Genomic DNA, 26,715 nt, shown 5'->3' with positions numbered 1-26,715 from the left:
AATTATACAAGGAGGACATGCAATGAAAGATCGATTTCGATTTTGGGGACTGTATTGTGGATTGATATTAAGCTTTGTACTTCACTATTTTGCGACATCACAATTGAAAATCTATGAGAATCACTTATGGGAACTTTTTGATTCCCCGAAGGCAACAATTATTATGTATTTAGGAAATGGACTGCATGCAATCTACTATGTGGTTGCATTTCTGCTCATGCTTTTCCTATGCAATATGAAAAATTTCAAAATTATTGAGGAATTAATTTTTCTTGCTTTACCGGCGCTTTTATTACTTGTAACAGGCAGTATTATGACAAATCTTTTCCTTTGGGTGTATACGAATTCGTCATACTGTATTCCATTCGGTGCAATGCTGCTTTCAGTATTTTTGTACAGAATATATGCATATGAAATTAGGGGGAAGTAAGAAAATCTTACTTCCCCCTAGTCTATGTATAAACCTTGTGCAACGCATGCCACATTTACTTACATATACAATTCTTTTGTTGTTCCCAAGTCCATAAACGGCAAAAACATCTCATTTAATGATTCTGATTTCGACCAATCAATTTTAGACACATATGTTGCAAATGACCTCATAGCATGTTTGGGATCTCTAACGCTGAAAAATGTTCCTACTGTAGCCTTATTTGCGCTATTGATTCGAGATAGTTCTGGAACTACCTCTTCTTTTAGCGAGTCAATAAATCCAATTACTTCTTCTATTAATGCCTTTTCTTCTGGTATATCTCTTAAAGCATCAATTATTACATTTTCCAATGCACCTTTTTTATCCATTGGTACAATTAAGAGATATGTATCTATTTGTTTTGGTTGTCCAAACGAATCTTTTATTTCATTATTAATCCACTCACCTGCTCTATATGATATATTCTCAAATAAGTCATTTATTCTTCTTCTAATTTTTGAAATTGAATCTTCATCTCGATCTGTCACAACCATCACAGAAGAAATTTCTCGCTCAATTATTATGCTATTTATTCGATGTTTTTCTATAAAATGTGCAAACCTGCCATTTCCCCCTACCCCACATAAAATAAGTTGATTTTCCCCTTTTGAAAGACTCTCTATATGATCATGTCCGTCAAGTGGTTCCAGCCTCAAATCATTCTTTTTTTCATGTTTCCAACCATATACATTTTGTAAATAATAGCTAATTAACTGCACATCTGATACACCTTCAACAAGCATTAATTCAATCATCATAGGCGCACCTCAAATTCAAATGCTTTTCTATTATCGTACACATATTTACCAGCTACATTTCTCGCAACTACATTGCTTCCCTTATCATCATTTGAATAAACTTTCTTTAAAGTGATGACCCTGATTGGTTCAGTGTCATTACTATCATTTTCATAATTTCCATATGATAATATTGCATCAATCGCTTCCATGCTATGAGTTGCTATAAATAATTGAACATTAAGTTTCTTAGCCAATTCAAATACAACAGGAAATAATCTATCATAATACTTTTTATGCAATCCTGTCTCTATTTCGTCAATTAACAAAATTGAGTCCGTTGCATCGAATAATTTATTCAAAATATAAAGTATTTTTTTTACTCCATCGCCATATACCGAAAAAGGCATATTTATCCCATCTGCTGTGATAATTGATTCTAAAAAACAACCATCATCAGCCTTTGTATAACAAATATCAACTATAGAATCATCAAATTGCTTCAAAATGCTAATAGCTAACTTTTTATATTCTGGATTATCTACAAAATTTTTCAAGAGATCATATCGTAAATGTCCAAATGATGGAATATATTGAACTTCCCTTTTAATCACAGGACCTACACTTACATTGTCTAAAGAAGTAAAATGAATATCCTTCTCTATCGGCTTTTTGCCATTTTGACTTATAATGCTTCCCGAAAATAACTTGGCTGTTTCCGGAACAACTGTTGACTCTTTTTTATAATGAGCTTTTTGCCCCAATGACATTGTCGACATTTGAAGAGCTTCTTCTCCCGAAATAGTTCTTTCACGTCCCCTCATTTCAAATCTAATTGGTCCATTATTACTGACTGCATAAATATCAAAATCTAATAATTCACTTTCTTGATTCACATTGAACATTTTTATAAAAGAAGTATAAAAACTACTCTCACTAACATTAAGTACTGTTCTCTGTTTTATAATTTTTTTTACAGAACTAAGCTGTGACTTGGCAAACAATAACTGAACAGCCTCCAGAAACGTAGTTTTTCCACTATTGTTATCACCTACAATAAGATTAATCTTTGAAAAGTTTGAAATAGTTAATTGCCTGATTCCTCTGAATTGATTTATTTCAATTGAATTAATATTCGCCATTTTACACTTCTCCTTCTATACTCTCAAAGCTAATTATAAGCTTTGTGTGTGTAGCATTAGCAATTTTCTGCAATGTTTCTATTCTTGGAACTACTTTACCGTTTTGTATTTTGCTAATATTCGATTGTGACATATTTGTAATTCGGCATAAATCTTCTTGCGTAAAATTATTTTCTTTCAAAACCCGCTGAATCTCTTCCGTTACTCCACTTAATACATCTTTTAAATCGTCTTTTTCATTTTCTTGATTTTCTTTTGTTAATTTTGCATTAGGTTTTCTTATATTTTTGATTTGCTCAAATATAGAATTCATATCCTCGCTGTCCATAATATCAATCTCCTTTTTATGTTAATAATAACATATTTTATTCAATTCAAGCCAAATTATGTTATATGTAGCATATTCTTTCCTTCTTATTCTATATTGTCATATATAACATATTCTATGATTTTTCGCAATAAAATTGTTATATATAACATATTTTTTAAATTATTTTCCTAGAAACGTGTGGGAAATTTCACCTTCTTATCAATTCATTTGTATAAATTCTCTTATCCCGATAATTGATATATACTAAACAGTTTAACTTTTAAATCAATATAATATACATCTACTTTATCTTCCGTCGAAATGAGATGTATTTTAATGTGAATTGTAAAAAGGTAACAATGTACAAAATCATTAATATGCTAAACACACTTGCAAGTACATATCCTCCGTGTCCTGCCATAGCATTGTATCCATTCACAACCAAACAGCAGAAAATCACAATCAGTGGAATTACTCTTCCCCGGAAGATCCGGTTCATCATATCCAGTCTCGATTCATCATCGCAGAATATCTCTTCTTCCCTGGACATCTGTGCTTCCGGTTTTCTGAAATAACTGTATCCTGCAAATTCCAGAAGATACTCCCAGCCGCAGTCTTCAAACATTTTCACATATTCCATCTGGTTTTTCATGCCTTCCTGATTATAATCCAACTGATAGATCACTTTCTCAGGCTCGCATTTTTCAAATGTATAGATTCCAGGCATTGTTACTCTTTTGAATTTCCAGCCTTTCTGATGCATTCTGCTCAGATAACGGGCTTCTTTTTCATAATCCATAATTGAAAACCAGCGAAGTTCCTTTTTTGTCTCACTCATTACAATACCTCCTGTGCGTTGCGATACAATCTTTGAATCCGTTTCAGCTCCAGTTCCAGTACTTCCATCCCAAGCTCCGTAATCTGATAAATCTTGCGCTTATCTTCCTCTCTTACGAATTCAATCAATCCGTCCTTTTCCATCTTTGCCAAACTTCCATACATGGTTCCCGGACCGAGTACCACTTCATTGTCTGTCATTTCTCTTACCTTCTGTACAACTCCATACCCGTGATTCGGAGAGCGCAGGCATAACAAGATGTAAAACCCTGTCTCCGTCATCGGAACATAAACCTTTTTAATATGTGCGTCCATAATTCAATCCTTTCAGTGCGATACATTGTACTTCGATATAGTTAGTATATCGCACCGTGATATATGTGTCAATAAAAAAACGAGGAGCATTTCTACTCCCCATAACTTATCATCTTTTTACACTTCTCTTATCGGCTCCCTTTTGGCTCCTTTTTGGCTCTTTTTTAGCTCCTTTATCGGCTCCTTTTGGAGACTTGCTGTCCGCTATCTAAAAAATTTTTCACACCACTTTCAAAATCTTCCATATCCAATACCCCACTCCAAGTACCCAGCTTGAAAAGATTCCATATAATATCACCGGACCTGCTATGGTAAATATCTTGCAGCCGATTCCCATGACCTGTCCTTCTTTCTGATATTCAATTGCCGGTGCCGCCACGGAGTTCGCAAATCCGGTAATCGGAACCAACGCTCCTGCGCCGCCCCATTTTGCGATCTGCGGATAAATGTTAAATCCAGTGAGCAAGACGCTTAAGAGAATCAGAATCATGGAAGTCCAGCCTGCGCTGATGTCTTTTTCTATTCCAAGGTGCCTGCAATAATTCAAAATGCCCTGTCCAATTGTGCAGATAATGCCTCCTGTAATAAATGCTTTGAGCATATTGAGTGGCAGATTGTGTACCGGCGTCTTCTGCTTGACGTAATTCTTATATGCTTCCTGTTGCTTTTGTTTATCCATGTTCCTCTCCTTTCTTTTTCCACATGACTTTCCTGTCAATGAACGCTTTTTTCGATTCGTCCCTGCCTTTGAACGGCAAAGTATTCTTTCAAGAATGCCTCGGCATTATTACTGTCCCCAGTGATTTGCAAAAAACAAAAGCGCACCCACAGTCTTTCCGACTGCGATTCCAAGTATGAGATATGGTACGCTTTTTATGATCTTCATACGCCGGATGAAGATTGGAAATACATTCAACATTTCTGCAAGTGCCATCGCCCAGCATCCCACAAATATTCCACTAAGAATCCCGAACACTGCTGCCAATATATTCCCACCGGGTATGGATATGTGAAACACCCAGAAAATATTCGCCAGTATTCCACCCAGCGCCACGCTGTCCTCGTAGAGCAAAATGTGTTCGCCTGTGTGGGTGCGGTCTGCAAAATCGGACACAACACCTAATTCAATGACAAATGAAAAAAGTCCGCTGGCTACGATCACACCTGCACTAAGACCGATGACTGCCAGTAGGATATTTTGTGCCCACATCTAATTCCTGCTCCTTTCTGGAAATGTTTTCAATCAAAGTCGTCTGAAGATCATTCTCATACAGACGCATTTCCACTTCTATCGGAGTTGGATCTACGGAAAATCTCCTCTTTCCAAAATGATTGAAAAATGTCAGAATTCCAATGGCAATTCCGATACTGTACGTAAATTCCAGCACTGTAAATCCATCACTTTTTGTTCCTGTTACCAGTTCATAAATCTGACTGAACATTTTTGTCACACCGACGTCATTATTGAATGCCATAATGGAAAACGCCGCCCCCATAAAACTAATCAGTACAACTTGACTTGTTTTTAAAATGTGCCAGACACCGCCCACGCTTTGCTGTTCCTCATAAGTGATGATAAAGTCCTGCTCACCCAGATTCTGAACTTCAATCTCCGGATATTCTGCATGTATACATTCGATAACTTTCAAAATGGAAACCGCGACACGATTTTGTGTCTTTTTATCAACTCCATGAAACCGCAGAAGTTTGATTGTCTTAAGCTTCGGCAGAACTGTCGGATTTGCACATTCCATGGACAGAATATCCCCTAATTTTACACACGGATCCGTGACTTCTACATTACGGTCTGCCTTTATATAAACAGTCTCTTTACTGGCAGTCATATACAGAACCTCCCGACACCCCAGCTGTTAAATTCCGTCCCCAGTCCTCAGTCTTTGACATATTTTCACTATATGGCATAGATGTATCTATCTTAGTCGTATTGGAGCTATATAGAACCCTTACATCTCCCTGTGCATCTTGCGCGCCTCTCACCAGCGTTCCTTCCGTCACGTCTCGCTCTTTGCCAAAATCGCCAAAATAATACGCACAGCCTGCCACTATTGCCAGAATCACTACTGCAATGAGGCAGATTCTGAGTCTTTTTCTCGCTTTTTCTAATTGTTCCTGCACATTTTTCACACCTTTCTTACACTTTCTTTCGCCATAGTTCCATTCATTTCCACACTGGATCCATTGCAGTTATCGTCGACTCTTTCCCTATGCTAAATGAAATATTTGCGAAACTCTTTATTTAAATGTTAGTATGTCGGCTTTCCATGAAAATATGCATTTTTAAGCTGTCCGAGTATTTTCTTTTCCATTCTTGAGACCTGAACCTGTGAAATTCCAAGCTCGCGTCCGACCTGGGACTGGGTCTGCTCCGCAAAATAGCGCAGATAAATGAGTCTTTTTTCGTCCTGATTCAACACTCCAAGAAGTTCCGTCAGAACTATATGATTCAGAACCTGCTCATGTTCTTCGCTCTTTTCCTCAAGCTTGTCCATGAGACGGATTTCCTGTCCGTCTTTTTGATAAATAGGTTTATGCAAGGACTCGACGTCTCCGCCTGCATCCAGTGCCATGACCAATTCCTCCTGCTCGACTCCCAGACGCTCTGAAAGTTCGCCCACAGTCGGTTCACGCCCCCACTGATTCTGTAAATCTTCTTTCAACAAATATGCTTTGTACGCCAGTTCTTTTAAAGAACGGCTGACTTTTATCATGCCGTCATCCCGTAAGAAACGTTTGATTTCACCGGAAATCATCGGCACAGCGTAAGTTGAAAATTTCACATCGTAGCTCAGGTCAAATTTGTCGATTGCTTTAATCAGACCGATATTTCCAATCTGAAATAAATCTTCCGTTTCCACACCCCGGTTATAGAAACGTTTCACTATACACCAGACAAGTCCTGCATTTTCCTCCACCAATCGTGCTCTTGCTTCTTCATCTCCTTCGTGGGATCTCTGAATCAGAGCGATTGTGTGGTCCATATTTTCCTTCCTTTTCCGATGATTTTCGACATTTTTACAAGTGTCCCTTTGCCCAGCGTTGATTCCACTTCCAGACTGTCCATAAATGCTTCCATAAAGGAAAACCCCATGCCGGATCGTTCCGCTTCCGCTTTTGTTGTAAAAAGTGGTTCCATTGCCTTTTCAACATCTTCGATACCTTTTCCATAATCTTCAATTTCCACAAAAAGCGTCTGTTCTTTCGTTCTGCACCGGATACAGATATTATGTACTTCTCCTTCATATCCATGTATGATTGCATTTGTCACAGCTTCCGACACTGCTGTTTTTACATCAGATACTTCCTCCACTGTCGGATTAAGCGATGTCATAAATGCTGCTACCGTCACCCTGGCAAATGATTCATTGCTGGAACGACTGTCGAAGATAAGTTGCATTTCATTCGTGTGATCCATTTACTGATCCTCCTCTATGATTTCCATTATTTTTGTCACACCGGACATGGTTAATATTTTTTTGACACGCTCATTTGCGTGGGCTGCACAGATTTCTCCGCCCAGCATATAAATCTGTCTGTAACGTCCCATGATCATTCCAATCCCCGAACTGTCCATAAAATCTGTCTCCGCAAAATCAAATATGATGTAACGGATATGATTTCGTATGATCAGATGGTCGGATTCCCGGCGGATTTCCTCCGCATTGTGGTGATCCAGTTCGTGGGGGAGAAAAATTGTGAGACAGTTTTCCTGTACTTGATATTTCAATTTTCGGCCTCCTTTTTTTATAAAGCTTGTTTCTATACTTTTTCCATTCTACACACCTGGAAATCATATAGTTCACCAAAGGCACGTTCGCACTACCTTCCGCTGGCAGCGGGCTGCACGAACCCGAAAATTATATCTTTCACCGAAGGCACGTTCGCACTACCTTCCGCTGGCAGCGGTACATAAGGCGCCAAAGAACACCGCCTAAGTACCGGCCGCTCCAGAGTACCTTCTTGTGAAAGATATAATTTTCAGGTGCCCAGTGCATTAACCAAATCTGTTGTATATTTTTAAGTATCTTCATATAGCAAAAGAGGGTACGCGGGTTAGCGTATCCTCTTTTGTGTGTTTGGGTTTATTCTATTGTTCTCATGTAATAACTTTCACTACTCTGCCTGTAATTTTTTCAGGCAAATAATGGATTTGGCAATCATATTTTCTTAGTTGTTATCGCCATTATCGTCGTTGTCACTGTTTTTTTTGGTGTCGCCGGATTTTTTGCTGTCGCTGTTGTCAGTATTTCCGCTCTGAGCGTCGAGCGCCTGCTGTGCCTGGGTGGCTACATCGGTGTCCGGCCAGGTTTCAATGATTTTCTGATAAGTCGTGTTGGCCTTATCCTGATCACCTTTTTTCTCGTAACCTTGTGCCAGAAGGAGCATCGCTGCGCCATCGTTGTAGCTTTCATCCATCTGCATAACTGTCTCGAGACTGGAAATCACTGTATCATACTCACCTGAATCATAAGCTTCTTTTGCGGCTCTATATTGCTTTTTGCAGGCATCCGGATAAATCTTTCCGGTCAGTTCATCGAATTTTGCTCTTCCGACAGCTCCAAGAGAATCTGCATTGACTTTCATAAGTTCTTCTGCCATGGCAGCATTACTCATATCTTCGGATTTATAATGCTCTGCAATATTCATGACGACTTCATAGCTGTCTTGTGTTGAAGCTGCAGTTGCCTGTGCATTTTCTGTCTCTTCACTGCTGGCCCGATAAGTTTCCAGTTCTGTCTTCAGTGCGCTGATCTGGGATTTCTGTTCTGCAATCTGATCACTAAATGAAACGGTCTGCTTATTCAATGCTTTTTTCTCTGACGAATGAATCGCCGGCATGATCAAAAACCACATCACTGCAACACCGACCAATACACCGACTGCAATATTCGCAACCGTGTGAATGCTGGCCTTTTCTTTGATCCCGGTCGGCACCGGCTGAATAATGCTTTCATTTCCAAGCTGGTATTTAACCGTTTTCTGCTGATTTTTTGCAGACTGCCTGACACTCATCGGACGTTCTTTTCTTATCTCGGTAAGTTCATGCATGTAACGGATTGTCTTTTCATCTGTTGCATCCAGTCTGTGTACTTTCCTGAGTATCTGTCTCGCACTGGCATACTGCTCGGTCTTAATATAAAGCAATGCCAGAAGCTGGTATGCCTTGACGTAAGTCGGGTGTGCTGCTACTGCTTTTTTTAACTGGATGATTGCAAGATCTTCTCCACCCTGTCTTGCATATTCCAGACTTTGATTGTATCGTTTGACTGCCTGGTTGATCTCTTCCAGTTCTCCCGGCGTCTCCTGTACTTTGCTGATAAAATAACTGGCTATATTGTCTTTTGATTGAAAATTCTTGCTGAGGATCCACTCCACCAGCGCTTCGATCACATCTCCACGCCCGTAGTAGACAAGTCCCAGAAGATTTCTGGCGGCCAGGTTCGACCGGTTATACTGAAGACTTTTCTTCAGTGATGTAATCGCACCGGACATATCCCTTACCTGGGCTTTTGCCAGTCCGTCATTGTACCAGTAGTTAGACTGGTACGCTAGTTTCACTGTGTAGTCCATATATTTATATTCCCTCTTATTTTCTATCTGTATCGCGACTCATTACTACTTCGTCTGCTCTACTGCTTCGCGGATAATGTCCTGCATATCCGTCAGGTCTTCTCTGTATACTGCTTCCTCAATATCTTCAACTTCCAGGCTTGGCTGGAATTTTTTCAGTTCTTCTTCGTAATTTAACATGACGTCTCCACCTCCTGTAGCGCCTTTTCTACCATTCCTGCCAGGTAAAGAGAACCAATACAGTAAATGTATGTCTCTTTGGTACGCATCTCATAGGCACATGCTACGGCATCTTTTACATCAGCCTTCACATACACCGGACACCTTGCATATCGCTTAAAAATCTCCCCCAGTTCGCCAGCCGGAACTCTTCTTTTATCTTCAATCTCTGTCACAACAAACGCTTTCGTCTGCAAATGTCTGCAAAGATATTCTATCATCTGCTCATATTTTTTATCAGATACCGCTGAAAATATGAGAATCGGCGGTTCTTCCTCTTTCAGTGCACGAACGCTTTCTACAAACGCTTCGATTGCTCCCGGGTTGTGGGCTCCGTCAATGATAAAATGGTCTGCGCATTCTTCCATACGTCCCTGCCATTGGATTTTAGCAACGGCATCGCGCCACATTTCTTCATGCTCTGGTTTATTCCCAAGCAGACACTGGGCTGCTTCGATTGCAATCTCTGCATTTTTCACCTGATAGATACCACAGATCGGCACTTGCCAGATAACATCTTTATGATAAGCATTTGTCCGTGAAAATGCAATATGTTTGCGGGTAACTTCCCGGATTTCGAACGCATTTTTCCCGATTTCCCGACATGGCGCATGATGCTCTTTCGCCGTATTTCGGATAATCTCGGCAGCTGCCTCATCATTTCCGTCAAAAATCACCGGCGTTCCTTCTTTGATGATCCCTGCTTTTTCTGCTGCAATCTGCTCTATTGTATTCCCGAGGATCATGGTATGATCCAGGCTGATCGATGTAATGACTGTCAACGCCGGACACGGAAATGCATTGGTTGCATCCAGTCTTCCCCCCAGTCCTGTCTCCAGAACAATATATTCTACATCAGATTTTTCAAATGCACTTAGTCCCATGCCAAATAAAAATTCAAAATAAGATGGATGCGGAATTCCCTCTTCTTCCATTTTTTTCACGACATCATAGACATGCTCAAAGACCTGATAAAATTCTTCGTTGTCAATCGGCTTTCTTCCTATCTGAATCCGCTCGTTGATAGATATAAGATGAGGGGAAGTAAAAAATCCCGTCTTCTTCCCCTCAGCTTCTAAGATTGCCTGAATATATGCACACACAGAACCTTTGCCATTGGTTCCTGCCACATGTACCACCTTCCGGTCAAATGCCGGTCTGCCAAGCCGCTCTAAGAACTCTCTTGTGTGCTCCTGCGTGTGCTTTTGTGTAAACTTCGGAATGCTTTCGATATACTCGACTGCCTCCTTGTAGTTAACAGGCTTACTATTCATTTATTTTTCCTCGTTTTCCTGTTCTGTCCAGGATTTTGTTGTATCCGTTCCTGTTCCTTCCTGCCTTACAAGCTGTCCGCCCTGGTAAATGTATTCGTCCGTCGTTCTGAAGATTGTATTGCTGGATCCTACCTGGCTGACAGTGATAACATCTCCCTCGCTAAGCTCTGTGCTTGGAAGAACGATTCGTGTATTATTTAAAAATGTACTCTTTTGCTTCTCGCCATTGATGTAAACCTTACTTGACTTCGTAAAGTTCTCGCCATACAGGCTGTAGCCTTTTTCCAGATACGGAACGATGTTCGTCAGCGTAACGTCCTTCACACCCATTTCCATATGACCTTCCGTAATCGGCGGATTGCCCTTGTAAACATACTGCTTGCCATACAGAATATCATACTGGAGAAGCTCTAAGTCTGACAGGTAATTCTTGGAATTCTGTCTCTGCTGATGATAATTGAACAATGTTCCGGAATGAATATCCAGGCGGTTCATCACATCCGCCATTAGCTGATAAGCCGGAATATTTCTATCCTGCTGTTCCAGTCCGATGTTATCCCAGATCACATAATTTGTGTTATAGAGATAACGGCTCTTTAAATCTTCTGCGGTAAGTCCCATAGTCGGTAAATGGTCTCCGTAGAATACGACAACTGCCGGTTCTCCACGATCTTCCACTGCTTTCACAAGATCTCCTGCAAACTGGTCCATCTCATAGACCATGTTTACATAATATTCCCATTTATTCTTCTTTGCTTCGTCATCGATACCTTCTACTTTGATCTTCGGATTCTCAATCAGCTGCTCCTCCGGGTAATCTCCATGTCCCTGCACACTGACGGTAAATACGAAATCCTGCTGCTCGGTCGTATCCATAGCTTCCATAATATTGTCTACCAGAACCTCGTCCTTTGCCCATCCATTTGGCGTAAGCTGAAGAATATTCATAAACTCTTTACTTGTAAAACTGTCAAATCCCATATGATCATAGACTTTTGCACGGCTGTAGAAGTTACCTCCGTTATTGTGCAGTCCATGAGTACCGTATCCCAGTGCTGAGAGAGCTGTTGCAGCACTCTCACATGGCTGGTTCTTGACAACTGTTTTATACGGATACTCTCCAGGTCCGAAGAAACGCATATTCATTCCTGTCAGCACTTCGAACTCTGTATTCGCGGTTCCTGCTCCTACAGACGGAACTTTGAAATATCCGGAAGAATAATTCTTGTACATCTCATGCAGATTCGGGCATGCATCTTCGCTTGTTGTGAAAAATTCCGCCTCATCTACATCAAAATAGGACTCTAACTGAACCACAATGATATTCGGAAGATCATCAGAGGCACGCCCTGTTTTATTCTCGGCCATTTCTCCGTTATTCGTAATCCGATCAATAGTCTCCTCATTATAATCATTCGGCTCATCGATTCCTGTATTAAATACACTGGACATAAAGCAGTACGGAAGTCCGTAATCCTCATAGGCAAATGCAATATTTCCAAAGTATGTGGAAAGCACTCGCTTATCAATTGCCTGATCTGTTGTGAAGCTGAATAGCATGGCACATACAGCCACTCCGGCAATTGCCAGAAGCCGGTGCATTTTCCCTTCATACTGACCACCGCGGCGCCACATGGAAATCAGCCATATAACGACCGCTGCAATTCCCACCAATACGATCACGATCTCAAATCCATTGAAATAATTGTTGATCAGGCTGACCGCATCGGTTGCTACCTTCAGGTCCTGGGCATTGAACGGTGTCACTCGCTTCATCAGCATGTAACCGTTACAGATTCCAAGAATCATCCAAAGTACACCGATAATGATTCTTGTGAACACCCTTCGCCTGAACAGGTATACCACCGTAAATGTCATAAATATCATAAATGTATTGTAAAGGAAGACGAGTGGTGTCTGTGTCATATAGCTCCATGCCTGAACAAGTGAATGTCTTGAAATTGCCTCAATTGCAAAGTTGATCAGACATGCTAAAAGCGCGTGAAATATCAGAGAAAACCGGTTCATAAACTGATAGACAGGTTTCATCTTCTGCGCAAATGCACCATTTCTTCTCTCTTCCAGTATTTTTGCCCTTCGCTCTCTACGTTCCTTCCAGTATGCTATAACCTCTTCCTTTCGCAGCTTTTTCATAATATCCCCTTACATTTATTTTTTCTGTAATCCTGCAAGACGCTCCTTGACCTGAGCAAGCATCTGCTCATATTTTTCCAGTTTCTCACGCTCTTCCTGTACCTTTGCAGCCGGTGCTTTGCTTACAAACTTCTCGTTATTCAGCATGCCGTTGGAACGTGCAATCTCTTTATTCAGGCGAGTCTCTTCTTTTGTAAGACGCTCTTTTTCCTGCTCAAAATCGATCAGCTCCTCAAGCGGCACATAAACGGTTGCATCCGGAACTACTACAGACACTGCATCGTCTGCAATACCGCTCTTGTCTGCCTGTACAATGAAGTCTCCGGCAGATGCCATCATCATTGCAGACTCTTTTAATACTGCAAGACCGGCTGAGAGCTTCTCGTCCTCGCATACAACGTAGATCGTTGCCTTTCTGGAATTTGGAACATTCATCTCGGAACGAACGTTTCTGACACCTCTTACGATTTCTTTGTAATGGTTCAGAATGTTTTCATTCTCTGCGTCATTCCATTTTTCCTCATATACCGGCCAGCTTGACATCATCAGGGACTCTTCTTCTGGAACCAGTTTGCTGTAGATTTCCTCTGTAACAAATGGCATGTATGGGTGAAGAAGCTTCAGTGCGTCACCAAGAACTTTCTTCAATGTCCAAAGTGCAGCGTTCGCACTCTTCGGATTCTCGTCTGCGTGGTAGATTGCATATTTTGAAAGTTCAATGTACCAGTCACAGAACTCGTCCCAGATAAAGTCATAAATCTTGGAAAGTGCAATTCCAAGCTCGAACTTATCTAAGTTCTCTGTTACATCTTTTACCACATTATTGCATGCAGATAAAATCCAGCGGTCTGCTGGTCCCAGATCCTCTGCCTGTGGCTCTGTGATCTCTTTTCCTTCCATATTCATAAGAATATATCTGGAAGCATTCCATACTTTATTTGCAAAATTACGGCTTGCCTCTACACGCTCGTTGTAGAAACGCATATCATTTCCAGGAGCATTTCCTGTAATCAGTGTCATACGAAGTGCGTCTGCGCCGTACTGATCGATAATATCCAGAGGATCGATACCATTTCCAAGTGATTTACTCATCTTGCGTCCCTGAGAATCGCGAACAAGTCCGTGGATCAGTACTGTGTTAAATGGTGCCTTTCCTGTATGTGCATATCCTGAGAATACCATACGGATAACCCAGAAGAAAATGATATCGTATCCAGTTACAAGTACATTCGTTGGATAGAAGTAGTCAAGATCCTCCGTCTCATGTGGCCAGCCAAGTGTTGAGAATGGCCAAAGCGCAGAACTGAACCATGTATCCAGCGTATCCTCATCCTGTTTAAAATGTGTACAACCACAATGTGGGCATTTTTCCGGTGCTTCGGAAGCTACTACGACTTCTCCACAATCCTGGCAGTAGTAGGCTGGGATTCTATGTCCCCACCAGATCTGTCTGGATATGCACCAGTCACGGATATTCTCAAGCCAGTGCAGGTAAATCTTATCAAAACGCTCTGGTACAAACTTAAGCTCACCATTCTTAATCGCCTCAATGGCTGGTTTTGCAAGCTCTTCCATCTTTACGAACCACTGCTGTTTGATCATTGGCTCTACCGTTGTATGACATCTGTCGTGAGTTCCTACATTATGAGAATGTGGAACAACTTTTACAAGATATCCCTGCTCTTTCAGATCCTTTACCATAGCTTTTCTTGCTTCGTAGCGATCCATGCCTGCATATTTTCCACCATACTTCTCGTTGATCGTAGCATCATCATTCATGATGTTAAGTTCTGGCAGATTGTGACGTTTTCCAACTTCAAAGTCGTTAGGGTCATGTGCCGGTGTGATCTTAACAGCACCTGTTCCGAACTCTTTGTCTACGTAGTAATCTGCAACAATCGGAATCTCACGGTCTGTCAGTGGCAGCTTACACATCTTTCCAACGATATCTTTATATCTCTCATCATCCGGGTGAACTGCAATTGCAGTATCTCCCAGAAGAGTCTCCGGACGTGTTGTTGCAATCTCAAGGAAACGGTCTGTTCCTACGATTGGGTACTTAATGTGCCAGAAGAATCCGTCCTGCTCTTCATGCTCTACCTCGGCATCAGACAGGGAAGTCTTACATACCGGACACCAGTTGATGATTCTGGACCCTCTGTAAATGAATCCTTTTTTATGAAGGTTCAAGAATACTTTCTCAACTGCTTCAGAACATCCCTCGTCCATTGTGAAACGCTCTCTGTCCCAGTCACAGGAAACACCCATCTTTTTAAGCTGTGATGTGATAGTTCCGCCATATTCTTCTTTCCACTGCCATGTTCTCTCTAAGAATTTCTCACGGCCAAGTTCTTTTTTATCAATACCTTCGTCTTTTAACTGATTGGTAACCTTTACTTCTGTAGAAATAGCCGCATGGTCTGTTCCCGGAATCCACAGTGCATTGTATCCCTGCATTCTCTTGTAGCGGATCAGGATATCCTGCATCGTGTTGTCAAGAGCATGTCCCATGTGAAGCTTACCGGTAATATTCGGTGGCGGCATTACGATTGTAAATGGTTTCTTACTTCTGTCCACTTCTGCGTGGAAATACTTATTTTCGCACCACTTCTGGTACAGTTTGTCTTCAATCTCTTTCGGATTGTAAGTTTTCTCCAAATTCTGACTCATAGTCTCCTCCTCAAATACGTGTTTCCTGGTTCATGTTTTCACACATTTTTCACATTTCAGGGCAAAATATAGAATGTGCCCCAGCACATTCTGGCGCCTGCGGCGGCCACTTGCGGTACCATCATTGTACGCCGCAGTGCGCATCCTGCCGGAGGCTTTTTTATAGTTAGGAAATGCATTTCTTAATTATAAAAAAAACGCCCTTTATTCTCACAAAGGGCGATTGATTCGCGGTACCACCTTTATTATATAGAAGAAACTCCTCTATACATCTCATCCTATTCTTTAACGGGAACGACTCCGGGACCGCCTACTGTGACTTCAGCGTTCCTGCTCCAAAGCTACCTTCTGCATCTCTATTCTCAAGTGCCTCGCAGCCAATGGGCATCTCTCTCTGTCAGAACGACCTATGCATACTCCTCTTTTTCAACGCATTTAACTGGTTTATCAACCATGAAACTACAAAATATCATAGCCACAGAAGCCCTGTTTGTCAAGGTTTTTAGGGAATTTTCAGAAAACCTTAAGAGACCGTATCAAAAGGGGCTCTCGAAAGCTGAGTGTTTTCTATTGTTGCGAAAATAACTCAATGCTTTCTTGAGACTCTTTTGATGCTTTATTTTTTTGATACCCACTACTGAATAGTAAATCCATTATTTTTTAAAAATCTGTTATGCAAAAGCTTTTATTACTACCTTAAAAATGTATCATATAATCATTTTATGGTTCAGCGTCCGTCTTTTCTCCGTCATAAGCTGTCAGTTTAATAGGCATATCTTCTGTGACATCTGCGTGTATTCCTACGAGGTACTCTATATTTTCTTTGAGTTGTTTTAAGCAGGTTGAACCGCCTGCCGGGATTGTTTCTCTCCGTTCTTCTTCGCCGTTATTAATAAGATGTATGGTAATTTCAAATTCATTGCCATTATAGAAGGTCAGTGCTCCTGTCTGTGATGTTAATTTTTCATCAGAGTAGGTAATCACATATTTGTTGGAAGTTGATTGTTCTGCACAGTTGACGGAACAATCCCACTTACTAATCTGGGGATTTTCCTGTCTGTTACTGCAAGCTGCTAAGGATAAAGTTAAAATACAACATATGATAAATGCTATTTTCTTCATAAGGTATCCCTCCCCGGATTTTATGCTGTCTACAACTTTAGCTTTCTTTATGCTTCCACAATTATTTTACATACTCTTCTATGACACATTCGTGTTCTTTTGTCTGCTTATTGTAATTCACACCTACCAATAAAATATTTCCTTCATATTCTTCAAGGCTTCTGCAATATTCCTTATTCTTTATCTGTGCAATGGCTCCTTCTGCAGTTTTATCCCATTTTAGTTCTACTACAATTGCTGGTTTTTCCGGAAATTTTTTTCGCGGAAGAAAAACAAGATCTGCAAATCCTTTTCCTCCTGCCAACTCTCTGTGAATCACATAAAAATTTCTTGCAGCATACAATGCGAGTGAAATTGTATAACTTAATGCATTTTCATCATTGTACTGAATGTGAGAAGTTTCAAAATGTGCCTGCCGAACGGCTTCTGCTACCTGCTTTGGCCGTTTCTGCCAGATTGCTTCCAATGTGTCCGCTGACTCTTTCAATGCCTTTGATACTTCACCCCATGTTGAAGCAGATATACTGTTCACATACTCAGTTCTTACTTCTTCATTTGGAATTTTTACAGTCTTATTATCATAATCATACGATACATACCCCAAATGTATCAAAAGTGTCAGGACATCATCTTCTGTGTGAAATGTTGACATATCATTGGCAAAGCTTCCTGTATTTACCGGTACTGCATTTCCCGCAATCATACTTATGACATCATCTTTTAGCCCTTCGAAATTCATCTCTATATAAATTCGCAGCGCTTCAAATGTTTCTGTCTGATTCCAGTAATTTCCGATTTTTCCAAATCGCATGCAATTTACCACGGAACGCGGACTGTAAATAGAGATTCCATTTTCAAAGGAATATCCATCATACCAGTTCTTTATCTCTGCCATATCCATCTGGTACTGTTCACACAGTTTCTTCACTTCATTTTCCGTAAATCCAACATATCTCGCCAACGGTCCCGGATCTATCATAGAAAATTCATCAAACATATTTAAAGCTGAATGAGTTCCATATTTTTTTATCGGAAGAATTCCTGTCATATACGCCAGATGAACATACGCCTTATCCTTTAACAAATCTCTTAGGAAATCGAGATATTTTTCCTGAGCTTCTTTATTTTCTTTATATTCTCGGAAAATGCAGTCCCATTCATCTATAATAATGATAAATGGCTGTTTTTTCTGCGCGTATACATCCTGCATGCACTCTATAACATCTGTATCATCAAAATAATCCACATCCGGATACTCTTTTTTTAAATCTCGAATGATAAGTCTGCCAAATCGGCTAATCAATTCACAGACATTATGGCTCCTGCTCAAAATCTCCTGCATATTTACAGAAATCGTGTCGTATTGATTCAGATACTTTTTAAAATCCATATCCTTTGAAATTTCAAACTGTGAAAACAATTGTTCTGCATCACAGCCACGGCTATAATATGCTGTCAACATATTTGCCGCAATCGATTTCCCAAAGCGTCTTGGACGACTAATACAAATGTATTTTTGCATCGTATGCAAAACAGAATTGGTGTAAGTCAACAATCCTGTCTTATCTATATAGATATCTGAATTCACAGCTTCCTCAAACTTACTGCTGTCCGGATTCAAATAAATCCCCATACAAAAGCCCTCCAATTCTTCGTTGTTAATCTTAATTGTACCCTATCTTCTCCTAAAACACAAACATATTAAAAATGAGATATTTCCTTAGAAGGTACTCTGGAGCGGTCGCTACTTAGGCGTATTCTTGCCTGCCGGCACTTGCTGAATATGATTACTGTTTTCGGCTCATCGGAATGTTTCGTGCGCGGAATGTTCATGAGCGAAATTCAGCTTCTTTATTACACGATTCCTAAAGTTTTCAATATATACAGCCACCCGGTCAATGTGAATGCACTGAACATAGTGGTAAGCATTACTGTACTGGCAGTAAGGACACCTTCATGTCCCATATTTTTTGCCATAACATAACTACTTACAGTCGTCGCAGATCCGAGCATAACAAGGATTGCAACGATTTCTTCATTCTTAAATCCCAGCCCGACTGCGATTGGCAGAAAGACTGCCGCAAATCCGACAAGCTTCATAACAGCCGCCACAATAGACGGTTTGGCTTTCGCGAAAGCTTTGTGGATATCAAAGGTCGCTCCCATTGCCATAAGTCCCATCGGAGTTGCCATGTTTCCAATACTTGTCACCGTCTTCGCCGGGATTCCGGAAAATGGAAGACGGCATGCCGACCAGAGAAGTCCAATCACAATTCCAATAATAATCGGGTTGGTAATAATTCCTTTTAATGTTTTCTTTAGTACCTCTTTATCAATCTTGCTCTGTCCCGGTTTGAAAAAGGACAGCACAACAACCGCCATAATATTATAAAGCGGGACACTGCCGATGATCATGACTGGCGCCATACCCGCATTTCCATAAATATTTTGGATAAATGCAATACCAAGAAGCGCCGCGCTGCTTCGATAAGAAGCCTGAATAAATTCCCCACGGATAGACTTATCCTTCCAAAGACAGGAAATTCCCGCTGAAATTATAATGCAGATCAAGGTTACCATAAAACAGAATATAACAAATTTTACATTCCAGACTTCCGAAAAATCTACTGTCGCAAGATCCCCGAATAATAATAACGGCAACGGCACTTTAAATACGAATTTATTCATTTTCGAGGCAAACTCCTCATCCATCCAGCCTATATGACGAAAAAAAAGTCCCAGGATCATCATTAAGAATATAGGACCTGTCGCATTTAAACAAAAAAATAAATTATCCATCTACAACCTCCAGATAAAATTCAATTGGGGACGGGGTTTTTTCAAAAAACCCCCGGTACCGCTAACAAAAAAGTTTCTTATATATATTAAAATCTTGCTCTTTGAACACGTTAAAGATCACACGTTCGATGCTGGTTTTTGTTAAAAACCGGTCAACCGTGTCTACTGCGATTTCTGCTGCCAGTTTATTGGGAAAATGGAATTCTCCGGTTGAGATGCAACAAAATGCTATGGATTTTAAACTTGATTTTTCTGCCACTTTCAGGCAGTTGAGATAGCAGTCTTTTAGCTGCTCTTTTTGTTTTTCTGTTACTGCCAGTCCGACAATTGGTCCTACTGTATGTATGACATGTTTAGCCGGAAGGTTGTAGCCTTTTGTAATCTTTGCTTTTCCTATCGGTTCTTCGTGTCCTTGTTCTGCCATGATTTCTGCACATTCATTACGAAGCTGAATTCCTGCCGCCGAGTGAATGGCGTTGTCGATGCAGCCATGACATGGTACAAAACAGCCGAGAAGCTGACTGTTCGCTGCATTTACTATTGCATCTACGCCTAGTCTTGTAATGTCACCGCGCCACAGGGAAATGCGGTCACTGTTCTTGATCTCTGAGCATGGATATTCCTGCTCGATTACTGGAATATCGTTGCATGTCACGATTCCTTTTTCCTCTGCTTCTTCCTGTAAAAGTTCATCTTGCAATTTTTCATATTCTGCTGATGCATGTCCCGGATAACGGACATTCATGAGGCTTCGAAGAAGACGTCTTTGTTCTCCCTCATCGATTGGATCCGGAATGCTGGCATAGCCTTGATTTTCCTGTTTCAGATATTGTATTAACGTGCTGACTTTTTGCTCACGTGTCATAAGCTTCCTCCTGTTAAAATAAATATTCAACCTCCTAATTCCAAATCTACCTTAGCCTGTTTATCTCAGTCGAGAAGACTCCCACCTCTTCAGGTGATGAATAATAGCAAATTTGTCTCAGTGGGAGTTAGGTCTCCGACTGAGATAAACGCTCCGCGAGGATGCGCAGTGATTCTGATAGGAATATGTCAGCTTCTCTGACCAGAATCACGCGCCAAGTCTCACGGATGTTCGACTTGAATAGTAAGTTTTCATTTTGTACCTATATATAATTATCTATCTAATGTATTCTTGTATCACTGAATAAGCCTCATATAGTTCTTCGTAGCTCACCCGGCAGTTCGCAGGGCTTGTGGAAGGCAGGCAGATGATTTCAATGCCCGTATCTTTGTAGCAATAGCGTCTGTACAGTTGTGCTGCTTTTTGGCCGGTTGCAAAGATTGCCTGTATTGGTGCTTCTTTTAGGATAAGATTCATGTCATTTGGTTTTGGATTACGGATGCTGCTGTCATCTGCTCCCCGAATCTCACAGCCTGCCAGTACATCCCATACTGCGATATGATTGCGCAAGGCAAATGTGATTTTATCTTTCTTAGTCTCCGGCACTTCCTCTCCACATACATCTGACAATACCTTCCAGAACCGGTTTCTTGGATGCCCGTAATAAAATCCTACTTCCCGGGATTTTGGGGATGGCATCGTTCCAAGCATCAAAACTTTAGATTCTTTATTATAAATTGGTTTAAATTCATGTGTTACATGTTCTACTTCCATAATCCAACTCCATTTACGCATACTCTGACATTTTTGCTGCGAGGTGCGCGTCATGCAATTGCATGACATACTTCTACTGCGCACCTCTGCAAGTCTACACTCCGTTTCGGTCGGCGCAAAACCATTGTCCACCGGACAATGTGCGCCCTGCCGGAGGCTATATCATGCAAATGTATAACATAGTTCTACTGCGCACCTCTGTAAATCTACGTTTTTTCGTCCCTAATCATAGCATAATTTCTTGTACCAGTCACTCTGTTTTCCTTTTTATCCATATGTTACTTGTATGTTGTTTGTTTTTTCGTCTGCATGATTTGTATTAACAATTTATTCACATTTCGTTTCATCGGCTTGTCATAAATACACTTACTTTGAGTTCTTCATCTATATTTTTTATTAATTTTTCTTTATTTTAGAATGCATTAATTGAGAATATCCACATTTTTTCGCATATTTTCTATTAATTTCAAATTTCAATCGATTTTATCTATAATTATATGTTTATTATTAACTTTATCTATTTGTAAAGTTTTTGTAAAAAAGCTATAATATCCACGTAAACTTTAAAAAGTGATCGGGAGGTATTTCTAATGAAAAAGAAAGTATTATCAATTCTCCTTACAGCCGCTATGGTAATGTCCATGGCTGTAGGATGCGGCTCTAACAAATCAGCGTCCACAGACGCAAAAGACGACACAAAAACAGAGGCATCTGCTGATGGGGAAAGCAACCAGATTCTGTTCAATGGTTCTTCTACACTGGCTCCGGTTATTACTTCTATCGCAACGAATTTCTTCGATACATATGGAACGTGGAAAGCTTATGATTCCTCTCTTCCAGATGAAGATATTGCAATTTATGTTTCCGCAGGTGGTTCCGGACAAGGAACAAAAGCTGTTATCGATGGTACATCTACTTTCGGTATGGTAGCAAGAAGTGTAAAAGATGAAGAGAAAAAGGCGATCAAAGACGAGAAAGAATACCAGGTTGGTATCGATGCTCTTACAATCGCTGTAAACCCTGAGAACCCTGTAACTAAAATTATTGATGACCTTTCTACAGAGCAGATTGTAAGCCTGTTCTCCGGTGAATATAAAACATGGAAAGATCTTGATGCTTCTCTTCCAGATGAGGAAGTCGTAGTTATCACTCGTGACATTAACGGTGGTGCCCACGAAGTATTCCAGAAGAACATCATGGGTGATACAGAAGTGAAATCTGATGCCATCCAGGCTTCTTCCATGGGTGAACTTGTTCAGGATATCATCGACAATCCATATGCAATCGGTTATGCATCATTCGGTGTTGCTAACCAGAATGCCGGAAAAGTTGTTACTATGAAAGTAAATGGTGTTGAGCCTACAAAAGAGAATATCATCAATGGTTCTTACATCATTCAGAGACCTCTGCTGTTAGTTGGTTCCGGTGAACCTACAGCTGTTCAGCAGGCATTCTTAGACGTAGTTCTTGGAGACGAAGGTCAGAAAACTGTAGAAGATATGGGATTCATTCCTATGAACTAAGATTTTCGACTTGAATTCAATCCAAAGAGGGTGTGTCACATGCACACCCTCTTCTTTATATATGAATGTCTCTTGCATAACACGCATGGTAGCTTATAATGATACCAGAGTCAAAAGGTCTAAATCCACATGAGCTTGCTCATAAGTGGATGAAAGACCTTGAGGTCCGCCCAAACATCTTATAATGAAAATGTTACAGGTATCGGTCACAGGCGTTTTAATATGCCAAGGTCTATTCTCTATACAAATTAGAAAGGATATCTTATGTTAAGAAAACTACCAGATAAAATCAGCAGATTCCTTATTTACCTCACTGCGTTTGGAGTTAGCGCACTGATGGCTATTATGCTGATCCATATCATAAAAGAAAGCATTCCCGCTTTTTCAGAACTGGGAATAAAAATGTTTCTCTCTTCTACGGAATGGCGGCCTGTCAGTGCAAACCCACAATTTGGACTACTGCCTGCAATTACAGGAACTTTATACGTATCGTTCATTGCAGTAGTCCTGGCTCTGATTTTCGGCGTTGCCTGCGCATGCTTTCTGAATTTTTATCTTCCAGAAAAAATAGCCGCTGTCTTTCTGGCTTTTATCGACTTGGTTGCCGGAATTCCTTCCGTGATCTTTGGATTTATCGGACTTACTGTCCTGGTAAAAAGTTTTGCCACACAATTTCATATGGCAGCCGGACAATGTATTCTCGCTGCCGGGATTGTACTGGCAATCATGCTGCTGCCATTCGTTATCTCGACCTGTCACGAATCTATTCGCGTTGCACGTACACAATATGAAATGACAGCACTTGCACTCGGCTTTTCCCGGGAAATAACTCTGGTCAAAATCATTTTTCCGGCAATCCGCCCAGGCATCGTTGCCGGAGCTATGATGGCTTTCGGGCGTGCACTTGGCGAAACTATGGCAGTTATGATGGTCATTGGAAATTCTCCGATCTTCCCGAAACTTTTCGGTCGTGGTCAGACCTTGCCTTCCCTGACTGCACTGGAAATGGGAAGTATCGAGTACGGCAGTCTCCATCTGTCCGCACTTTATGTTGCAAATGTTGTGTTACTGGTCATTTTGCTGGTCGTACTGGGAATCGGCTATCTTTTGAAGAGGAGGTTCGCAAAACATGAATTCTAAGGTATCCAAATATTTGATCCGCATTGTTCTGATCTTGCTTGGGCTAAGTGTCATTGGCGTTACACTGTTCCTCTTCCTGTACGTATTCTGGAATGGAAAAACTGTCATGAGCCTTTCTTTCATTTTGGACAAACCTGCCGGTGTACCAATCGGAACTGCCGGTGGAATTTTCCCGGCTCTTATGGGATCTCTTTATCTCGGTGCACTTGCCGCACTGATTGGAGGAATCCTTGGAATCGGTGCTTCCGCATACCTTGTTTTTTACCATAGAAACAAATATGTGTCCGGCATTGTAAATTTTGCAATCACAGGACTGTCCGGTATCCCGTCTATTTTATTTGGTCTGGTGGGTTACACACTCCTGATCTATGGTTTTGGCATCAGCCGGAGTCTTTTGTGTGCATCACTTTGCGTCTCTGCCATGATTGTGCCATTTGTTGCGATCCGCGCCCGCAAAGTCTTTGAAGAAAAGGGAATTTCCTATATGACTAATTCCATCGGTCTTGGACTTTCCAGAGAATATACTCTCAGAAAAATGATTCTTCCGGTCTGCTTCCCTGAACTTCTTGGAACAGTTGCACTTGGAATGGCATACGGAATGGGCGCAGTTGCCCCGATTCTGTACACAGGTGCAGTGATGCAGGCTGGCGTTCCTTCGAAACTGACAGATCCGTTCATGTCCCTGCCATATCACTTATATACTTTGGTAAACAACGGATTCTCTCTGGACTATGCCTACGGCACAGCATTTGTACTGATGCTTTTACTATTGATCATTCAACTGATCTGCAAATTTGTTACTTACATGAGAAAGGGAAACTAATATGTTAACAATCGAACATTTAAATTGCGGATATGGAAAGCATGAAATTCTTCATGATATTTCTGTGACAATTCCAGATAAAAAGATTACTGCCATCGTCGGACAATCCGGCTGCGGAAAGACAACATTTTTAAAAACTTTAAATCGTATGGTGGAAGAGGAACAAGGATATACAACCGGAAAGATTTCTCTTGATGACACAGACATCAAATCTATTTCGAAAGAAACTTTAAGAAGCCGTATCGGCATGGTCTTCCAACAGCCGATTGCTTTTCCACACAGTATTGAGAAGAATCTGACTTATGTGTTAAAATATTATGGTATCAGGGATAAAAAAGTTCTGTCTGAAAAAGTAGAAGAAAGTCTGAAGAAAGCAAAATTATATGAGGAAGTAAAGGATCAGTTAAAAAAATCTGCCCTTAAGTTATCCGGCGGACAGAAGCAGCGCCTTGCGATTGCCAGAAGTCTCTGTGTAAATCCTGAAATCCTGCTCCTCGACGAGCCTTGCTCCGCGCTGGATATGAAAAATACAATCGCAATTGAAGAAACCCTTATGGAACTCAAAGGTCAGTACACATTTGTCATTGTTACACATAATCTTGGACAGGCAAAGCGCATCGCTGACCAGATTATTTTCATGGATCAGGGAAAGATACTGGAAGTTACTGACAAAGGAACTTTCTTTGACTCACCGGCTACAGAACTTGCCCGCGAACAAATTCAATATATGTAAGGGGAAACTTATATGATCATCGAAATTCCAGGCTATAAAACACTGGGCCTTGACTATCTGGTCCTTGACTACAACGGAACCATTGCCGTTGACGGGCTGATTCCACCTGCAATCAAAGAGCGGCTGCTCCTGCTCGGAGATTCATTTAAAATCTATGTACTGACCGCAGACACTCACGGCACTGCGGCTGCCATGTGCGACGGACTTCCTTTGGAAATTATGACATTTCCTTCCGGTTCCGCCATGGATGAGAAGCTTCGTATTCTAAGCTCACTGGGTGCCGAACACTGTATCGCCATCGGCAACGGACGGAATGACGTACCAATGTGTCAGGCCGCTGCCTTAAGTATCGCAGTGATGGGTACCGAAGGGGCTTACGGAAAGTTGCTTTCAGAATGCGATGTCTGCACAACTTCCATAGCCGATGCACTGGATCTTCTGATGCTGCCGAAGAGACTGGTCGCGACCTTGAGAGGATAAATACTACTTCATAGAATACTGCATCATCGCATAATGCAGTTCACAGCCTTCATATATATCAGCCGGCAGTAGTGCTCTCGCCACAAGCTTGAGTTCTGCCTCCGGCTGGTCTACTCTCTGCAAATGTGCATAATCTCCATCAATCTGTTTTACAATATAATCACATTCCAACATCTTCGTTCTCCTTTACAACTTCAAGTTTAAATACATAAATCATTCCTTGTCCCACTATCATTTTACCATGAAATTGACATCTGTTAATGAATAAAATAAAAGAATATCTATAAAATATCAATCTCCTCTTTTTATTGCTCCCATGTCTTTATTTTGTTACAATAGAAGATATAGTTGAACAGAATTAAGATGCTGAATCTTATATAATAATTTTGCAATAGGTAATTGCGAAACACATTCCTAAAACTTGCGTAAAAGAGATAAACGTTCTATCTTACAGATATTTTAATGCAGAAAATAAAAAACACTTGATTTTGGGCACAACAAATAAGCCTCATCTAGCTATGAAGTTGGTAAGTCCTATGCAATAAGAGGTTTCAGACTGCGAATATATTCATGATGTTTAATTTTATCTGCAAGCACTACGGTTATCAGTTGCGTAATGCCTGCAAGTATTAAATCGGCGTGCAACGTGTTTTCGTTTTGTGTACGACGACCTGCTAGGCAGAGGTTTGCTTTGATATGATTGATGTCCCGCTCTACGACAGTTCGAATTTTATAGG

General features: G+C 40.8%; 29 protein-coding genes, 1 pseudogene and 1 other annotated feature. Of the genes and pseudogenes, 6 read left to right on the top strand and 24 right to left on the bottom strand.

The genetic code is table 11. From position 1 onward, the window contains the following. The first annotated feature begins 22 nt into the window (after positions 1-22). Complete coding sequence (locus G593_RS0106875; RefSeq protein ID WP_022278737.1) at positions 23-430, top strand: hypothetical protein; 408 nt, start codon at positions 23-25, stop codon at positions 428-430. A 59-nt stretch (positions 431-489) separates the two neighbouring features. Here the strand turns inward: G593_RS0106875 and G593_RS0106870 are convergent, their stop codons facing one another. The 22 genes from G593_RS0106870 to G593_RS0106765 form a co-directional block, all read right to left on the bottom strand. Then, positions 490-1,230, bottom strand: a complete 741-nt coding sequence (locus G593_RS0106870) for a DUF3226 domain-containing protein (protein WP_022278738.1) — start codon at positions 1,228-1,230, stop codon at positions 490-492. Then, entirely contained in the window at positions 1,227-2,351 is a 1,125-nt protein-coding gene (locus tag G593_RS0106865) for an AAA family ATPase (protein ID WP_029731212.1), read from the bottom strand. The genes G593_RS0106870 and G593_RS0106865 overlap by 4 nt, the downstream gene beginning before the upstream one ends. Position 2,352: 1 nt before the next feature. Further along, positions 2,353-2,679, bottom strand: coding sequence for a helix-turn-helix domain-containing protein (locus G593_RS18465; protein WP_022278740.1), 327 nt, complete (start codon positions 2,677-2,679; stop codon positions 2,353-2,355). Between the two features lie 283 nt (positions 2,680-2,962). Next, on the bottom strand, positions 2,963-3,499 hold the full coding sequence (locus tag G593_RS0106855) for a DUF2812 domain-containing protein (RefSeq protein WP_022278741.1): 537 nt from the start codon (positions 3,497-3,499) through the stop codon (positions 2,963-2,965). Beyond that, positions 3,499-3,813, bottom strand: coding sequence for a PadR family transcriptional regulator (locus G593_RS0106850; protein ID WP_022278742.1), 315 nt, complete (start codon positions 3,811-3,813; stop codon positions 3,499-3,501). Before G593_RS0106850 ends, G593_RS0106855 begins: the two co-directional genes overlap by 1 nt. A 220-nt stretch (positions 3,814-4,033) precedes the next feature. Continuing rightward, the gene (locus G593_RS0106845; protein ID WP_029731210.1) at positions 4,034-4,492 is read right to left on the bottom strand and encodes a SpoVA/SpoVAEb family sporulation membrane protein; all 459 of its coding nucleotides are present in this window, start codon (positions 4,490-4,492) and stop codon (positions 4,034-4,036) included. A gap of 108 nt (positions 4,493-4,600) precedes the next feature. Beyond that, positions 4,601-5,023 (bottom strand): stage V sporulation protein AB, encoded by a 423-nt coding sequence (locus G593_RS0106840; protein ID WP_029731209.1) that lies wholly within the window; start codon positions 5,021-5,023, stop codon positions 4,601-4,603. Next, positions 4,983-5,657 carry a stage V sporulation protein AA gene (locus G593_RS0106835; RefSeq protein WP_029731208.1) on the bottom strand — a complete coding sequence of 225 codons (675 nt, stop codon included), beginning with the start codon at positions 5,655-5,657 and terminating at the stop codon, positions 4,983-4,985. The genes G593_RS0106840 and G593_RS0106835 overlap by 41 nt, the downstream gene beginning before the upstream one ends. After that, positions 5,644-5,949, bottom strand: a complete 306-nt coding sequence (locus G593_RS0106830) for a hypothetical protein (RefSeq protein ID WP_022278746.1) — start codon at positions 5,947-5,949, stop codon at positions 5,644-5,646. Before G593_RS0106830 ends, G593_RS0106835 begins: the two co-directional genes overlap by 14 nt. A gap of 128 nt (positions 5,950-6,077) precedes the next feature. Then, the gene (gene sigF / locus G593_RS0106825; protein ID WP_029731206.1) at positions 6,078-6,812 is read right to left on the bottom strand and encodes an RNA polymerase sporulation sigma factor SigF; all 735 of its coding nucleotides are present in this window, start codon (positions 6,810-6,812) and stop codon (positions 6,078-6,080) included. Beyond that, complete coding sequence (spoIIAB, locus tag G593_RS0106820; RefSeq protein ID WP_029731205.1) at positions 6,791-7,246, bottom strand: anti-sigma F factor; 456 nt, start codon at positions 7,244-7,246, stop codon at positions 6,791-6,793. Before spoIIAB ends, sigF begins: the two co-directional genes overlap by 22 nt. Then, positions 7,247-7,558 carry an STAS domain-containing protein gene (locus G593_RS0106815; RefSeq protein ID WP_005332457.1) on the bottom strand — a complete coding sequence of 104 codons (312 nt, stop codon included), beginning with the start codon at positions 7,556-7,558 and terminating at the stop codon, positions 7,247-7,249. A 440-nt stretch (positions 7,559-7,998) separates the two neighbouring features. After that, positions 7,999-9,402, bottom strand: coding sequence for a tetratricopeptide repeat protein (locus tag G593_RS0106810; RefSeq protein ID WP_029731204.1), 1,404 nt, complete (start codon positions 9,400-9,402; stop codon positions 7,999-8,001). 45 nt (positions 9,403-9,447) lie between these two features. Further along, complete coding sequence (locus G593_RS21100) at positions 9,448-9,582, bottom strand: hypothetical protein (RefSeq protein ID WP_005332466.1); 135 nt, start codon at positions 9,580-9,582, stop codon at positions 9,448-9,450. Continuing rightward, a complete protein-coding gene (locus G593_RS0106800; protein ID WP_029731203.1) occupies positions 9,576-10,895 on the bottom strand; it encodes a bifunctional folylpolyglutamate synthase/dihydrofolate synthase in 1,320 nt (439 codons plus the stop codon). Before G593_RS0106800 ends, G593_RS21100 begins: the two co-directional genes overlap by 7 nt. After that, entirely contained in the window at positions 10,896-13,049 is a 2,154-nt protein-coding gene (locus tag G593_RS0106795) for an LTA synthase family protein (protein WP_029731202.1), read from the bottom strand. It abuts the gene before it with no gap. A gap of 15 nt (positions 13,050-13,064) precedes the next feature. Then, on the bottom strand, positions 13,065-15,719 hold the full coding sequence (locus G593_RS0106790) for a valine--tRNA ligase (RefSeq protein ID WP_029731201.1): 2,655 nt from the start codon (positions 15,717-15,719) through the stop codon (positions 13,065-13,067). A 212-nt stretch (positions 15,720-15,931) separates the two neighbouring features. After that, positions 15,932-16,158: a binding site (T-box leader), on the bottom strand. Between the two features lie 281 nt (positions 16,159-16,439). Next, the gene (locus G593_RS0106785; protein ID WP_029731200.1) at positions 16,440-16,841 is read right to left on the bottom strand and encodes a hypothetical protein; all 402 of its coding nucleotides are present in this window, start codon (positions 16,839-16,841) and stop codon (positions 16,440-16,442) included. Between the two features lie 61 nt (positions 16,842-16,902). Beyond that, positions 16,903-18,474, bottom strand: a complete 1,572-nt coding sequence (locus tag G593_RS0106780; protein ID WP_005339084.1) for an AAA family ATPase — start codon at positions 18,472-18,474, stop codon at positions 16,903-16,905. A gap of 221 nt (positions 18,475-18,695) precedes the next feature. Beyond that, positions 18,696-19,640: an AEC family transporter gene (locus tag G593_RS0106775; protein ID WP_005339085.1), complete on the bottom strand. Its 945-nt coding sequence runs from the start codon at positions 19,638-19,640 to the stop codon at positions 18,696-18,698. A 61-nt stretch (positions 19,641-19,701) separates the two neighbouring features. Then, positions 19,702-20,505, bottom strand: a complete 804-nt coding sequence (locus G593_RS0106770) for a protein-ADP-ribose hydrolase (protein ID WP_005332476.1) — start codon at positions 20,503-20,505, stop codon at positions 19,702-19,704. A gap of 276 nt (positions 20,506-20,781) precedes the next feature. Then, positions 20,782-21,279 (bottom strand): DNA-deoxyinosine glycosylase, encoded by a 498-nt coding sequence (locus G593_RS0106765; RefSeq protein ID WP_005339087.1) that lies wholly within the window; start codon positions 21,277-21,279, stop codon positions 20,782-20,784. Positions 21,280-21,869: 590 nt separating this feature from the next. Here G593_RS0106765 and G593_RS0106760 point away from each other — a divergent pair. The 5 genes from G593_RS0106760 to G593_RS0106740 all read left to right on the top strand — a co-directional run bounded on the left by G593_RS0106760 (position 21,870) and on the right by G593_RS0106740 (position 25,978). Beyond that, the gene (locus tag G593_RS0106760; protein ID WP_005339091.1) at positions 21,870-22,802 is read left to right on the top strand and encodes a phosphate ABC transporter substrate-binding protein; all 933 of its coding nucleotides are present in this window, start codon (positions 21,870-21,872) and stop codon (positions 22,800-22,802) included. A 264-nt stretch (positions 22,803-23,066) separates the two neighbouring features. Continuing rightward, positions 23,067-23,942, top strand: a complete 876-nt coding sequence (gene pstC / locus G593_RS0106755; protein WP_029731199.1) for a phosphate ABC transporter permease subunit PstC — start codon at positions 23,067-23,069, stop codon at positions 23,940-23,942. Beyond that, positions 23,932-24,765, top strand: a complete 834-nt coding sequence (locus tag G593_RS0106750; protein ID WP_029731198.1) for an ABC transporter permease subunit — start codon at positions 23,932-23,934, stop codon at positions 24,763-24,765. The genes pstC and G593_RS0106750 overlap by 11 nt, the downstream gene beginning before the upstream one ends. A gap of 1 nt (position 24,766) precedes the next feature. Further along, positions 24,767-25,498 carry a phosphate ABC transporter ATP-binding protein gene (locus tag G593_RS0106745; protein ID WP_029731197.1) on the top strand — a complete coding sequence of 244 codons (732 nt, stop codon included), beginning with the start codon at positions 24,767-24,769 and terminating at the stop codon, positions 25,496-25,498. Between the two features lie 12 nt (positions 25,499-25,510). Then, a complete protein-coding gene (locus G593_RS0106740; RefSeq protein WP_029731196.1) occupies positions 25,511-25,978 on the top strand; it encodes an HAD family hydrolase in 468 nt (155 codons plus the stop codon). Positions 25,979-25,981: 3 nt separating this feature from the next. Here G593_RS0106740 and G593_RS0106735 read toward each other — a convergent pair whose 3' ends face one another. Beyond that, on the bottom strand, positions 25,982-26,152 hold the full coding sequence (locus G593_RS0106735) for a hypothetical protein (RefSeq protein WP_005332490.1): 171 nt from the start codon (positions 26,150-26,152) through the stop codon (positions 25,982-25,984). 360 nt (positions 26,153-26,512) lie between these two features. Next, a pseudogene (locus G593_RS20600) lies at positions 26,513-26,715 on the bottom strand (ISNCY family transposase); the annotation flags it as partial.

This window comes from Dorea sp. AGR2135, assembly GCF_000420885.1.
Classification (GTDB): Bacteria; Bacillota; Clostridia; order Lachnospirales; family Lachnospiraceae; genus Dorea; species Dorea formicigenerans.
The sequence above is the reverse complement of the archived record's forward strand: the minus strand, read 5'-3'. Positions and strand labels throughout refer to the sequence as shown.

What these genes read in the sequence shown, in the direction of transcription:
- G593_RS0106845 (WP_029731210.1), bottom strand. Translation starts at nt 4,492, where the DNA reads ATGGATAAACAAAAGCAACAGGAAGCATATAAGAATTACGTCAAGCAG.
- G593_RS0106740 (WP_029731196.1), top strand. Translation starts at nt 25,511, where the DNA reads ATGATCATCGAAATTCCAGGCTATAAAACACTGGGCCTTGACTATCTG.
- G593_RS0106770 (WP_005332476.1), bottom strand. Translation starts at nt 20,505, where the DNA reads ATGACACGTGAGCAAAAAGTCAGCACGTTAATACAATATCTGAAACAG.
- G593_RS0106840 (WP_029731209.1), bottom strand. Translation starts at nt 5,023, where the DNA reads ATGTGGGCACAAAATATCCTACTGGCAGTCATCGGTCTTAGTGCAGGT.
- G593_RS0106735 (WP_005332490.1), bottom strand. Translation starts at nt 26,152, where the DNA reads ATGTTGGAATGTGATTATATTGTAAAACAGATTGATGGAGATTATGCA.
- G593_RS0106835 (WP_029731208.1), bottom strand. Translation starts at nt 5,657, where the DNA reads ATGACTGCCAGTAAAGAGACTGTTTATATAAAGGCAGACCGTAATGTA.
- G593_RS0106875 (WP_022278737.1), top strand. Translation starts at nt 23, where the DNA reads ATGAAAGATCGATTTCGATTTTGGGGACTGTATTGTGGATTGATATTA.
- G593_RS0106800 (WP_029731203.1), bottom strand. Translation starts at nt 10,895, where the DNA reads ATGAATAGTAAGCCTGTTAACTACAAGGAGGCAGTCGAGTATATCGAA.
- G593_RS0106745 (WP_029731197.1), top strand. Translation starts at nt 24,767, where the DNA reads ATGTTAACAATCGAACATTTAAATTGCGGATATGGAAAGCATGAAATT.
- pstC (WP_029731199.1), top strand. Translation starts at nt 23,067, where the DNA reads ATGTTAAGAAAACTACCAGATAAAATCAGCAGATTCCTTATTTACCTC.
- G593_RS0106870 (WP_022278738.1), bottom strand. Translation starts at nt 1,230, where the DNA reads ATGATGATTGAATTAATGCTTGTTGAAGGTGTATCAGATGTGCAGTTA.
- G593_RS0106810 (WP_029731204.1), bottom strand. Translation starts at nt 9,402, where the DNA reads ATGGACTACACAGTGAAACTAGCGTACCAGTCTAACTACTGGTACAAT.
- G593_RS0106785 (WP_029731200.1), bottom strand. Translation starts at nt 16,841, where the DNA reads ATGAAGAAAATAGCATTTATCATATGTTGTATTTTAACTTTATCCTTA.
- G593_RS0106790 (WP_029731201.1), bottom strand. Translation starts at nt 15,719, where the DNA reads ATGAGTCAGAATTTGGAGAAAACTTACAATCCGAAAGAGATTGAAGAC.
- G593_RS0106765 (WP_005339087.1), bottom strand. Translation starts at nt 21,279, where the DNA reads ATGGAAGTAGAACATGTAACACATGAATTTAAACCAATTTATAATAAA.
- G593_RS0106750 (WP_029731198.1), top strand. Translation starts at nt 23,932, where the DNA reads ATGAATTCTAAGGTATCCAAATATTTGATCCGCATTGTTCTGATCTTG.
- G593_RS0106850 (WP_022278742.1), bottom strand. Translation starts at nt 3,813, where the DNA reads ATGGACGCACATATTAAAAAGGTTTATGTTCCGATGACGGAGACAGGG.
- G593_RS18465 (WP_022278740.1), bottom strand. Translation starts at nt 2,679, where the DNA reads ATGGACAGCGAGGATATGAATTCTATATTTGAGCAAATCAAAAATATA.
- G593_RS0106760 (WP_005339091.1), top strand. Translation starts at nt 21,870, where the DNA reads ATGAAAAAGAAAGTATTATCAATTCTCCTTACAGCCGCTATGGTAATG.
- sigF (WP_029731206.1), bottom strand. Translation starts at nt 6,812, where the DNA reads ATGGACCACACAATCGCTCTGATTCAGAGATCCCACGAAGGAGATGAA.
- G593_RS21100 (WP_005332466.1), bottom strand. Translation starts at nt 9,582, where the DNA reads ATGTTAAATTACGAAGAAGAACTGAAAAAATTCCAGCCAAGCCTGGAA.
- G593_RS0106780 (WP_005339084.1), bottom strand. Translation starts at nt 18,474, where the DNA reads ATGGGGATTTATTTGAATCCGGACAGCAGTAAGTTTGAGGAAGCTGTG.
- G593_RS0106855 (WP_022278741.1), bottom strand. Translation starts at nt 3,499, where the DNA reads ATGAGTGAGACAAAAAAGGAACTTCGCTGGTTTTCAATTATGGATTAT.
- spoIIAB (WP_029731205.1), bottom strand. Translation starts at nt 7,246, where the DNA reads ATGGATCACACGAATGAAATGCAACTTATCTTCGACAGTCGTTCCAGC.
- G593_RS0106795 (WP_029731202.1), bottom strand. Translation starts at nt 13,049, where the DNA reads ATGAAAAAGCTGCGAAAGGAAGAGGTTATAGCATACTGGAAGGAACGT.
- G593_RS0106865 (WP_029731212.1), bottom strand. Translation starts at nt 2,351, where the DNA reads ATGGCGAATATTAATTCAATTGAAATAAATCAATTCAGAGGAATCAGG.
- G593_RS0106775 (WP_005339085.1), bottom strand. Translation starts at nt 19,640, where the DNA reads ATGGATAATTTATTTTTTTGTTTAAATGCGACAGGTCCTATATTCTTA.